Genomic DNA, 11,856 nt, shown 5'->3' on the forward strand with positions numbered 1-11,856 from the left:
GCAGGCCCTCAGAGTGGCAGACGCGGCCTGAGCAGGTGCGCAACCAGTGCCGTCCAGCCGGTTTGGTGAGTGGCCCCGAGTCCCTCGCCCGTGTCTCCGTCGAAGTACTCGCTGAAGCTGGGGTGCTCGCTCCACAGCGGGTCGAGGCTGGATTCGATGCGCTTGCCGTCCGCGGGCCTGCGGCCGTCGACCGGTCGGAACAGTCCGGCGAGACCGTTGTCGATCAGATTCGCGGCGTCGGTGAGGGTTCGATGGTTGCCCGAACCGGTGGGGATCTCGATGGTGAACGAGTCACCGTAGTACCGGCCGTAGGCGCGGAGCTTGTCGGCCAGCAGCACGTTCACCGGGAACCACACCGGACCGCGCCAATTGGAGTTGCCGCCGAACATGCCGGTACGCGACTCCCCCGGTTCGTACTCGATGGACATACTGCGGCCGTCGACATCGAAGGTGACCGGTTCGCGATACGAGGCCGACAGCGACCGAATCCCGAACTGCGACAGGAACTCCTCCGAGTCGAACATCCGCGCGAGGATCCGCTTGAGACGCTCGGGCTGGACGAGCGTGAGCAGCATCCGGACCTCGCCGTCCTCACGCCGCGCCAACAGTGGACTGACCATTTCCGGCCGCCTGCGCTGGATCCATCGCAGCCGGGCGGTGAGGTCGGGACATTCTTCCTCGACCCACGGCGGAATCTCGGTGGCACCGAGGATGGGCAGCAGACCCACCATGGATCGAACCCGCATCGGTACCGCGTCACCCTCGGGTTGGACGAGCACGTCGTAGAAGAAACCGTCTTCCTCGTGCCACAGCGAAATGTGCTGCGAACCGAAGGAATTGACGGCCTTCGCGATCGAGAGGAAGTGCGAGAAGAACTTGGTCGCCACGTCGTCCCAGGCGCTGTCGTGCCGCGCGAGTTCCAGCGCGATCTTGAACATCTGTTGGCAGTAGAAGGCCATCCAGCTCGTGGCATCGGACTGCTCCAGCCGAAATCCGGGAGGCAGCGGTGCGGATCGGTTGAACAATCCGATGTTGTCCATGCCGAGGAAGCCGCCCTCGAAGATGTTCGAGCCCTCGGAGTCCTTGCGATTGACCCACCACGCGAAATTGAGCAGCAGCTTGGTGAACACTCGCACCAGGAACTCTCGGTCCCGATACCCGTCGATGCGATAGACGTGCCACGCCGCCCACGCGTGAACGGGCGGGTTGACGTCACCGAATTCCCACTCGTATGCCGGGAGTTGACCATTGGGGTGCATCGCCCATTCCCGGCACATCAGCACCAACTGCTCCTTGGCGAAATCGGCGTCCACGTGTGCCAGCGGAATCGCATGAAAGGCCAAGTCCCAGGCCGCGAACCACGGGTACTCCCATTCGTCGGGCATCGAGATCACATCGGCCAGAGCCAAGTGCCGCCAGTGCGCGTTACGACCACCCGGGTTCTGCCTCGATTCCGGAGCCGGCGCACCGACCTTGTCGCCTTCGATCCACTGTTCGACGTCGTAGCGGTACAGCTGTTTGGTCCACAGCAACCCGGCATAGGCACGCCGCGCCACGTGCCGATCTGCGTCGGTGAGATCGGCACCGATCACGGCCCCGTAGAACTCGTCCGCTTCTGTTTTCCGGTCTTTGTTCACGGCGTCGAAGCCGGCACCGAAGGTCTGCTCGTCCGGCCGGTTGGGTGACAACCGAAGCTTCACCGATTCCGTTGCACCGGAGGCAATGTCGTCGAATCGGTACCAGAACGCAGCTTTCGTACCGGTCTGTTCGGGATTGACCGCGTCGAGTTCGTCGTCGACGACGCGACGGCCGATTCCGTCCTTGGGATAGGCCGAGACGTTCTCCTGACCCCATAGTGCTTCGGAGTTGGTTTCGTTGTCGCAGAACAGAACTGCCGGAGTGCCCTCGGCACTGAGATAATAGCGACCGAGAAATCCGTGCTCGACGGCCACCGCTTCGAGGCCACCGGCCAGGAGGTCGGGTGGTGTCAGCTGGGCCAACGTCCCACCTCGGTCGTCGCGTCCCCACGACCACGTGTTGCGCAGCCACAGGTGCGGGAGCAGATCGACCGACGCCGCCTCGGGGCCATGGTTGGTGATGGAAATGGTGATGCAGAGGTCGTCGGGTGAGGCCTTGGCATATGTCACCTGAACGTCGAAGAACCTGTTCTCGTCGAGGATGCCGGTGTCGGCGAGTTCGTACTCGCGGTCGTCACGACCACGGCGTGCATTCTCTTCCCGCAGGTGGGCGTAGGGATATTCCGCGTGTGGATAGCGGTAGAGCCACTGCATCCAGCTGTGCGTCGGTGTTCCGTCGACTGCCCAGAAGTACTCTTTGACATCTTCGCCGTGATTGCCCTCTTCGTTGGCCAGACCGAACAGCCGCTCCTTGAGGATCGGGTCCTTACGGTTCCACAGCGCGAACGAGAAGTTGAGGAACCCGAAGCGATCGCAGATTCCGCCGATGCCGTCCTCACCCCAGCGGTACGCCCGCTTGTGCGCTTGATCGAAGGGGAACGACGCCCATGCGTTGCCGTCTTCCGAGTAGTCCTCGCGCACCGTGCCCCACTGCCGACCAGCCAGGTACGGCCCCCACTGACGCCATGGCCCGCTCACCCCGGGCGATTCCGCCAACCGAGTGTGTTCGACGGTGGACGGTGTAGGAACGCTTACGGGAGTGGTGGTCACGCCCCACAGTCTGATGGTTGGCGGTCAGCGATGCACGCCGACATTGGCCGCCAGGTATCCGACGCGGCGTTGTACTGCGGCGATCTCCCGGACGCCGTCGGTCAGCAGGCTCCGTTCGAGCGGGGACAGATCCGCCATGATCAGCACGTCGCCAGGACGATGGCCCGCAGTGAGCTGGTCGACCTGATGCGACAGGCGTAGACGCTGAAGCAGGACGAACACCTCGGTCAGTGCTGCGACATCGCCGTCGGAGAGCATGCCGTTGCCCGACGCCGCCGCGAGCCGCGCCGGGGTCGAGGCCGAGGCGATGCCGACCGAGAGCCCACCCCAACGAGCGAGGTTGACGATGGGCGTCAGTGCGTGGGCCTTGAGATCGAACGTCCCTCCGCGCCGAGCCAGCACATCCTTCAGCGAACGAAGCCGGGCGCGTCCGGCGAGGGCATCACGCAGTTGCAACCGCAGCGCGTCGGGGTGATCGACCAGAAGTCGACGGTAGGCCTCGGGGACGCTGTGCAGTTCACTCGGGCCCCACACCACCCTGCCGTCGATCATCAAGGAGGACATGATGAGACCCGAATCTCCTGCAGGAGTGGAGCCTGCGGAACGACCATGAGAAGCAGGAGTGGAGCCCGCGGAACGACCATGAGAAGCAGGAGTGGAGCCTGCGGAACGACCATGAAAAGCAGTATTTCCACGATCACCGAAGGGGTTGCTGAGCCAGTGGGCGGCGGCACTCTCCCACTGCCCGGCCGAGCGCGCGAATCGGGGTGAACTCGCGAGTGCGCCATTGGTATCCGATGGCAACCCGGCACCGTCGAGGTCGGCGTGCACTCGAACGGCCAACTCCATCAGCGCTTCGTCCCGAGTCCTCGGCACCGACGTCGATTGCGAGATCGGGTCAGGGTCGACTGTAGTGTCCGCCCAGGTCAGCGCGCTGTCGACGTCGGAGGACGGCATCGCTTCTCGCCGCGCGACGCTGCCGAGGGTGATCCAGGCGAAGTTGTTCCGCGGCACCTCCGGCCGCGCCGACCATTCGATCTCGACGGCTCGCCGCACGAGACTGTCGACCACGACCGACAGGATTGCGCTGACTGCCGTGGCGTCGGTCCCGCCCCGGAACAGATCGACTACCAAGCGCGGAACGAGCTTTCCCGCGTCGGCCAGTTCGGCGGGGGTCGATGCCGACGTCACTGCTCGGCGGACCACGAAGCTACGTCTGGTGGATGCGGCATGCAGATCGGAGTCGTCGACGACGCCGAGAACCTCACCGCGGCTCGACACCACCGGCATATGTCGCAGTCCTCGCTCGAGCATGTCCATCAGCACGGTGCCGGCCAGACGGTCCGCCGTGACGGTTTCGGCGGGCGACGTCATGACCCGCTCGATCGGGGTGTCGACGCCGATCCCAGCTGCCACCACGCGCACTCTCAGGTCACGGTCGGTGAATATTCCGTGCCGCGAGCCTCGCAAAGGAACCAGGACGTACGAGCTGCCCTGCTCGGTCATATGCCGAACCGCATCTCGGACAGTGGTACCGACGGACGTGAACACCGCCGGGGCAGAGACCAATTCGCCGACGGTACGGCCGGCGTTCCCCTCCGCCCGCACGACGCGGTGAGCGGAGGCAGAGGTGACGGCATCGGCCAGGAACGCGAGCCCGGTCGGCGTCGCGAACAACGGTCGAATCAGCTCACCGGGCAGCTGGAGAACGACACTCGGTTCGATTGCCCGCGCACCGAACTCGACAGTGCCGCCCGAGAGCAGCGCCGAGAATCCGAAGACCCCACCCGGCCCGATGGTGTCGATCGGGACGTCGTCGGGCGGGGCGTTGTCCGGATGCACGATCACTACTCGCCCGGTGCGCACCATCCACACTGTGTCGGTACCGTTCCACACGGCAGTTCGCGCAGGACCCACAACCCATGCACCACCGGCATATTCACGCTCGACCGCAGCGGCGGCGATGTCGGTCAGAGTTTCGGGTGACGCGCCCTGGAAAGGTGGGTGCTCACCGAGAAATTGCGCCGACGCCGATCTATCCGCCACGGATCAGGGCGGCGCATTTCTCCGCCATGGTCATGACGGTGATGTTGGGATTGACGAACGGGAGCTTCGGCATCGCCGACGCGTCGACGACGCGTAGACGTGAGATTCCCTTCACTCGAAGTTCGGGATCCAGTACGGCCATGGCGTCGTCCACCGACCCCATCCGCGCCGTTCCCGCCGGGTGATAGACCGTGTTGTGCGTCTTGTGCACGTAGTCGAGCAGGTCCTCGTCGGTCACCGCATCGGGCCCTGGTGCCAGTTCGCGTTCGATCCATCCCGCGAGCGGGCCGTCCGCAGCAATTCTGCGAGCCAGCTTCAGACCGGCGAGCATCACGGCGTCGTCGTGGCCTTCGGGGTCGGTGAAGTAGCGCGGATCCACCTTGGCCCGATCGCGAAAGTACCCTGCTACGCAATCGGACAGTGCCTCGCGAGCGCCCCTGCGTCACGTTCGGCGTCAGACAGAACCCGTTGTCGGTGGTCGGATAGCCCCAGCGAAGAGTATTCATGTCGAACGGCACACTGCCGTAGTGCATCATGATGTCCGGGTAGTTCAGCGACGCATCGGTCTGGGCGAACACACCGATCTCCCACCACTGCGAGGACGTGGTGGCCATCGGCTTACTCGCCTCCCAGAACACCAGGCCCTCGACGTGGTCGTCGAGGTTCTCCCCAACGCCGGGTGAGTCGACGCGAACGGTGATTCCCATCTCCTGCAGCTGCGCTGCCGGTCCGATTCCGGAGAGCATCAACAACTTGGGAGTGTCGATGGCTCCAGCGGTCACGATCACTTCGCGCCGCGCTGACACGGTGTCGTATCCGGTCAGGTCGGGGCGTTGGTACCGCACTCCCGTCGCGGTCAGCGACTCGTCGATCAGAATCTCGCTGATCCAGCAGTCGGTACGCACCTCCAGGTTCGGCCGCGTGCCGATGATCGGGTGCAGGTACGCGTGCGAGGTCGACATCCGCTGGCCGTCCTCACCCGCGTTGATCTGAAACCAACCTGCACCGTTGAGTACCGTCGTTCCGCGGTTGAACGCGACAGTGGGAAGCCCTACTCCGGCAGCCGACTCGAGTACCGCCGCACCACACGGGTCTCCCGGCGGCACGTCGCGAATCCGCACCGGCCCAGCCTGGCCACGACCGGTGTCGTTGTTCTCCACGCGCGCGACGAACGGCAGGATGTCCGACGCTCCCCAGCCGGTCGCGCCGGCCGCAGCCCAGTCGTCGAGTGTTTCCGCCGGAGGGTGAAACGCGATGCAGGAGTTGTGCGACGAGCAGCCACCGAGCACCTTCGCTCGCGCGTGCCGCATGAAGCTGTTGCCGCGCTCCTGGGGTTCGACGGGGTAGTCCCAGTCGTAGCCGGAGTCGAGTAGGTGCATCCACTCGGCCAATTCGAGAATCGCTTTGTCGCCGACGTCGGTCGGCCCCGCTTCGACCAGACAGACGCTGACGGAGGGATCCTCGCTCAGCCGCGCGGCGAGCACACATCCCGCCGTGCCACCACCTGCTACAACATAATCGAACTGGGTGTCTGTCACTGCACGCTCCTTCTAGTCGCCCGTGGACGCATGTGATTTCAGAGTGCCGATGTGCTTGCGCCCCTTGACTGCATACCACAGCAGGCCCACACCCAGGATGCCGCCGATGTAGACGAACGCACCGAACGTGTTGTACCAGGGGGTGCCGTACACGGCCTCGCGTGGCCAAGCGAGGTTGATCGCCATCCCTGCCCCCCACACCACTGCCGCAATGTTGACCGGGAGGCCCCACTTGCCCATCGTGAAATACCCCTCGGCTTTCAGGTCCTTCGGTGGCCACTGACCTCGAGCCCGTTTGACCAACAGTGGTCCGGTGACCATCAGATACGCGAGGTAGATCATGATGATGGCGATGGAGGTCAGGACCGTGAAAATCTGCGGCTGACCGATGTTGACGACGAGGATCACGATGGCCAGCACGCCGATGGTCACCGCGGGCACTACCGGGGTCTGAGTCTTGGGGTGCACTTTCGCCAGGCTCTCGCCGAAAGGCAACGCGTTGTCTCGCGCCATCGCGAACGTGAGTCGGATCGCTGCCGTGTGCACTGCCAGTGAGCACACGAACACTGCGATGACGATGCAGATGAGGAAGACGGTGCCCAGCGGGCCCCACATCACCGATTCGACGATGGACTGCAGGCTGCCGTCCGGGCTGCCGAGGGAAGGATCGTTCAGGTCCGGCGCAGCCATGACGGCGAACACCAGGATGGCTCCGCCGATGACGAACGAGGCAAGGATGGCGCGCAAGATCGCTTTGGGAGCGGTGCGCCGAGGTTCGACCGTTTCTTCCCCGAGCGAGCTCGCGGTATCGAATCCGTACATGACGTAGCCCGATGCCAGCGACGCGACCAGGAAGGCACCGAGGTAGCCGCCGCTCTCACCGGCACCGTAGCCGTTGGTGGAGAAGAAGACCTCTGGTCCCCGAGTGATGTTGGCCGCGAGCAGAATCGCGATGAGTACGGCGGCAATGAGTTCGATGAACACACCGGCGCTGTTGATCATCGCCATCAGTCGAACGCCGAGCGCGTTGATGGTGGTGGTGATGGCGATCAGAATCGCACCCAGGAGCACTGCGTTGGCCGCGAAGTCCCGGGCACCGCTACCGTCGCCGATGATCTGGAACCCGCCCCAGATGCGTGGCAGATTCAGCTGCAGAGCGAGGGCAACAGCGGCCAGTGTCACGATCGATGCCGTGAGCATCAACCAGCCCGCCGACCAACCGACAATTCTGCGACCCAACAGCTTCGACCAGTTGTACACCGATCCTGCGACCGGATACTTGGCGGCCAGTTCCATGAAGCACAGTGCCACGCAGAGCTGACCCACGAAAACCGAGGGCCACGACCACAGATACGCCGGTCCGGCGGTGCCGAAGCCGAAGTAGAACAGCTGAAATGTGCCGGTGAGAATAGAGATATAACTGACGCCCGCGGCGAAGCTGGCGAATTTTCCCAGACTACGGTCGAGTGATTCCTTGTAGCCGAAATCATCCATTCCGCTCGAGCTGTCGTTCAGTAATGCCATGCCCGTAGCCGTTCCCATCGTGCACTATCGGGTGCCGAACCACCCCGCCGCGGTGGGTGAGGTGTTGTGCCAAATATGCTTTGCTTCTTGATATTCGGACAAACCGGACGGTCCGAGCTCGCGGCCGTTCCCTGACTGCTTGAAGCCGCCCCATTCTGCGGCCGCCGTGTAGACACCGAAGTCGTTGAGCCACACCGTTCCATGGCGAAGCCCACGCACCATCCTTTCGCCACGCGCGGCGTCGGATGTCCGAATTCCCGCGGCCAGGCCATAATTCGTGTCGTTGCCCAGCAGGAGCGCTTCGGCCTCGGTGTCGAAACGCTCCACAGTGAGTATGGGCCCGAATGTCTCCTCTTGCACGATATTCATGGACCTGTCGCAATGGTCGAAAATCGTCGGCAAAAAGTAGCTACCCTCGTCCAAATCCGAATTATCCGGCTTGGTTCCACCGATGACCAGAGTCGCGCCTTCCTCGATGCCGCCCGCCACGAAGCCTTCGATTTTCTCGCGTTGCGCCTGCGACACCAGTGGTCCGGTTTCACTCGCTGGGTCCATGCCAGGCCCGATCACGATGGCCTTCGCGCGCTCGGCGACAGCTGCGACGAACCTGTCGGCCACGGACTCCTCGATGATCAAGCGAGTGCCGGCCGAACACACCTGACCCGAATGCAGAAACACTCCCGTCAGAACGTTGTCGACCGAGTCGGCGAACGACTGCTCGTCGGCCACCGCGTCGGCGAACACGATGTGCGGATTCTTTCCGCCGAGCTCGACGGCCACCTTGGTGACATTCTCGGCGGCCGCGGCAAGGATGTGCCTGCCGGTTGCCAGCCCCCCGGTGAAGGAGATGAAGTCGACGTCTCGGTTCCTGGTGAGCGCATCCCCGAGAACCGCTCCGCTGCCCTGGAGCAGATTGACCACCCCTGCCGGCACTCCGGCTTCCTCCACCAACTTGGTGAACGCGATGGTGCTCAACGGAGTCACCTCGCTGGGCTTGAGAACCATCGTGCAGCCGGCCGCCAAGGCGGGGGCAATCTTCCACGAGATCTGCAATAGCGGATAGTTCCACGGTGCGATCATGACGCACACGCCGATCGGCTCGTGTACGACTCGGCTGAGGATTTCGGGGCGGTCGACATCGATCAGTCGATCAGACTGCACCGCAGCCAATTCGGCGTAGAACCGGAACACCGACGTCACGTCGTCGATATCGATTTCACTCTCGCCGAACGTCTTTCCGGTGTCGAGCGTTTCGATGCGCGCCAGCTCGGCCTTGTCACGTTGCAGCAGATCTGCAATGCGGTTCAGTAGGTCGCTGCGCTCACCCACCGTCACCGAGCGCCACGGACCGTCGTCGAACGCCACTCGCGCCGACGCAACCGCACGTAGCGCGTCGTCGGGAGTCGCCTCGTCGACGACGGCGACCGTGCTGCCGGTAGCGGGGTCGACGATGTCGCGGGTTCCGCCGTCACCCGACCCCTGCCACTGCCCGTCGACGAACAACGACGGCCGCAGCGAGCTCGGGTCGAATCCTGCATCGGAGTCGGTCATTCGACACCTTCTTCCGTAAGAGGGGCTGATCGTGTGTCTACGCTATGCCCTCAGCGTCCGGTGGCCCCATCGATGTGTTCTCTGATGACGTCTGCGTGTCCGTTGTGTCGCGCATACTCACCGATCATGTGCACATGAATCATCCGCAGCGACCTCGTCCGCGGCAGTGCATTCGGCGGCACACAGCGCGAAGTCGGCGCGGCGTCCGGGGACACCGCGCCTGCGGAGCGACCCAATCGGACAACTCGCATTACGGTGGTGTTCATGACTATCGAAGATGTGGGCGGCAGGCGAACGGTGACGGCGGACGAACTTCTTCTCTTGGTGGGTGACCATCTGCTGATCGAGGAGGGTGTCGCAACCGGTTTCATCGAAAGTGCCGGCCAGATTGCCGAAAGCGTCGCGGTAACCGTGACCGACGGCGTCGACGGAACCACCACGACCGAACGCGTATTTCTTCCCGATGCCGAGGTGACGATCGAGCCTGCCGATCGCGGACGCGCCCCGGTCACTATGTGAAGACCACGCAGCGCCTGCTCAGAAGTACATTCGCGTAACTCCAAGAACTTTGCTCACACCAGTCACACTGGCACCGAACTGAGCTAGGGTGGCGGAATCCAGCCACGTTCGGAAAGGGCATCAGCAGTGCGACACGGCCGAGCTCGCCCGAAAATCCGCGTCGCTGCCGTGGCCTGTGCCGCTGCTCTCGCGCTGGGTGTCGGGTCGGGCACTGCGACGGCAGCGCCCGATGCGCCGAGCCCCTCGGTCACCGCCGCAGAGATCGTTCGTTCGGCCGACGCTCAGCTGTACAACGATGCGCAGAATGCCCTGGTCAAGGGTCGCTACGACTCCGGCTTCGCAGCGCTGGAGGCGATTGCGACCGCCGCTCCGGACGATGCCAATGTGGCGGCGCTGCAGACGTTCTACGCCAACGCGACCGCCGATACCGATGCTCGGTTGCAACATTCGGCCCGTCTGCGCACCCTGTCCCCCACGCTCGCCGATGCGGTCGATCGAGCCATCGCCGTCATCGATGAGGTCGCAACCGAAGAGATCGACTTCGCACCGGTCACGGACGGCCCGCGCACTGCAATCGTGGTACTCGGCCTTGGACTGAACGGTGACGGCAGTATGGCTGCGGAGTTGATGGAACGACTACGCGCCGCTGTCTCTGCGACAGAACTCTCCCCCGAATCGCCCATCATCGTCACCGGTGGAAATCCGCAGAACAGTGTCACCGAAGCCGAGGCGATGCAGCAATGGCTGGTCGACAACGGGATCGCAGCCGATCGTATCCACACCGAATCCACTGCGAACTCGACGGTGCAGAACGCGCAGCTCGCCACCGCGCTGGCCACTGAGATCGGTGCCGATATGCTCGTGTTGGCAACGACTCCGAGCCATCTACGACGCGCGATCTCGGACTTCGAGATCGCTGGTGCCGACGTGATCGGTGCTGCGACAACCACTCCCGAGGATGTCCCGGATCTGCCTGCGCTCGCTCCCACGTCGCGATTGGGCATGACCGTCGATGCCACCAAGATCCTCGGAATACCGCGGTTCTACTGACGCGACCACCCTCGCGACGACGGCAACCTCAGAACGGTTGAAGACTGTGAGCGGTTTCCGTATCGACCGAAGGCAGAAAATAATCAAAGCCCAGCGGCACCGATATAGCAACAACGCCGGTAGACGAAGTTCTCGAGTGGCAGATCAAGTAGGAGATACTGCCCAAAACGCGGGATGGGAGCACATCGTAATCGAGTCCGATTTTCGTGGTTTACTACCTGACTTGTAGATCGAATTGCAGTCAACGCTCCGTGTTCGAAGGAGATTCCTCATCTGCGAGCCTTACGAATGCGTCCGCCCACGTTGGGCGGCTAGCTCCAGGCATATCCCAAAAGGTGAACCTTGCGTCGGTGGTGTGCTCTCGAAACGCTGACATCACCGACAGATGTGGCTCGATACGAACCATGGCATCGACCGCCGCACGGTCGCGCCAAGCGCTGAGTGTGTAGAACTCACGTCGCAGTGGACGCGCGATCAGAGACACCCCGATCGCGCCTTTCGCTTTTCGCACCTGGTTGTGGATGCGCAGAGCAGATACCAAAAAAGGAACCACGCGACGAATCGTCGTCAGCTCGAATCGCGACGCCATGACCACGGCCGTTTCGAGATCTGTCGTTTCTTGCGGGCCACGAACCCAGGGCAGAGTAGCCATTTCGATCTCCTTCGGAGCGGTAGTCGTAGCGTCGTCGGAATCTAGCGGCGAGTTTTAACGGACACTGCTGTCGGCAAGAGGTTCATGTGGATCGTAGGGGGAACTTCGCTCGAATCGACGGAATCTTCTACTGCCTGTTTCCGCAGCATGTCATCAGCGAGTGATCCGAGCTCTGGCAGTTTGGCTGAGATTGCCAACCGGCACTGATCGCCCTGCCGCAGCGAGGCCCATCAATGGCATATTCACGTAGATCGTTTCGTGATCACCGGTGCCGATGCGGTAAGTCTCG

Annotated in this window: 8 protein-coding genes and 1 pseudogene; 2 read left to right on the plus strand and 7 right to left on the minus strand. The window is 63.3% G+C overall.

Annotated elements, in window-relative coordinates; genetic code table 11:
* Nucleotides 1-8: 8 nt before the first annotated feature.
* The 6 genes and pseudogenes from RHODMAR_RS17515 to RHODMAR_RS29500 all read right to left on the minus strand — a co-directional run bounded on the left by RHODMAR_RS17515 (nt 9) and on the right by RHODMAR_RS29500 (nt 9,612).
* Nucleotides 9-2,687 (minus strand): MGH1-like glycoside hydrolase domain-containing protein, encoded by a 2,679-nt coding sequence (locus RHODMAR_RS17515; RefSeq protein WP_042939738.1) that lies wholly within the window; start codon nt 2,685-2,687, stop codon nt 9-11.
* 24 nt (nt 2,688-2,711) lie between these two features.
* Nucleotides 2,712-4,733: a putative nucleotidyltransferase substrate binding domain-containing protein gene (locus RHODMAR_RS17520; protein ID WP_042939739.1), complete on the minus strand. Its 2,022-nt coding sequence runs from the start codon at nt 4,731-4,733 to the stop codon at nt 2,712-2,714.
* Nucleotides 4,723-6,271: pseudogene (locus tag RHODMAR_RS17525) on the minus strand (GMC family oxidoreductase). Before RHODMAR_RS17525 ends, RHODMAR_RS17520 begins: the two are co-directional and overlap by 11 nt.
* 12 nt (nt 6,272-6,283) lie before the next feature.
* Nucleotides 6,284-7,795, minus strand: a complete 1,512-nt coding sequence (locus RHODMAR_RS17530) for an APC family permease (protein ID WP_042939740.1) — start codon at nt 7,793-7,795, stop codon at nt 6,284-6,286.
* 24 nt (nt 7,796-7,819) lie between these two features.
* Nucleotides 7,820-9,346 carry an aldehyde dehydrogenase family protein gene (locus RHODMAR_RS17535; protein WP_008716995.1) on the minus strand — a complete coding sequence of 509 codons (1,527 nt, stop codon included), beginning with the start codon at nt 9,344-9,346 and terminating at the stop codon, nt 7,820-7,822.
* Nucleotides 9,347-9,396: 50 nt separating this feature from the next.
* A complete protein-coding gene (locus RHODMAR_RS29500; RefSeq protein WP_442970064.1) occupies nt 9,397-9,612 on the minus strand; it encodes a mycothiol transferase in 216 nt (71 codons plus the stop codon).
* Between RHODMAR_RS29500 and RHODMAR_RS17545 the strand changes: the two genes are divergently transcribed.
* Entirely contained in the window at nt 9,611-9,865 is a 255-nt protein-coding gene (locus tag RHODMAR_RS17545) for a hypothetical protein (RefSeq protein WP_008716997.1), read from the plus strand. The genes RHODMAR_RS29500 and RHODMAR_RS17545 overlap by 2 nt on opposite strands.
* Before the next feature lie 126 nt (nt 9,866-9,991).
* Complete coding sequence (locus RHODMAR_RS17550) at nt 9,992-10,915, plus strand: YdcF family protein (protein WP_008716999.1); 924 nt, start codon at nt 9,992-9,994, stop codon at nt 10,913-10,915.
* Between the two features lie 241 nt (nt 10,916-11,156).
* Here the strand turns inward: RHODMAR_RS17550 and RHODMAR_RS17555 are convergent, their stop codons facing one another.
* The gene (locus tag RHODMAR_RS17555; RefSeq protein ID WP_008717001.1) at nt 11,157-11,567 is read right to left on the minus strand and encodes a DUF3291 domain-containing protein; all 411 of its coding nucleotides are present in this window, start codon (nt 11,565-11,567) and stop codon (nt 11,157-11,159) included.
* Between the last annotated feature and the right edge of the window lie 289 nt (nt 11,568-11,856).

Origin of the sequence: Rhodococcus sp. AW25M09, assembly GCF_000333955.1 — a bacterium.
Classification (GTDB): domain Bacteria; phylum Actinomycetota; class Actinomycetes; order Mycobacteriales; family Mycobacteriaceae; genus Rhodococcoides.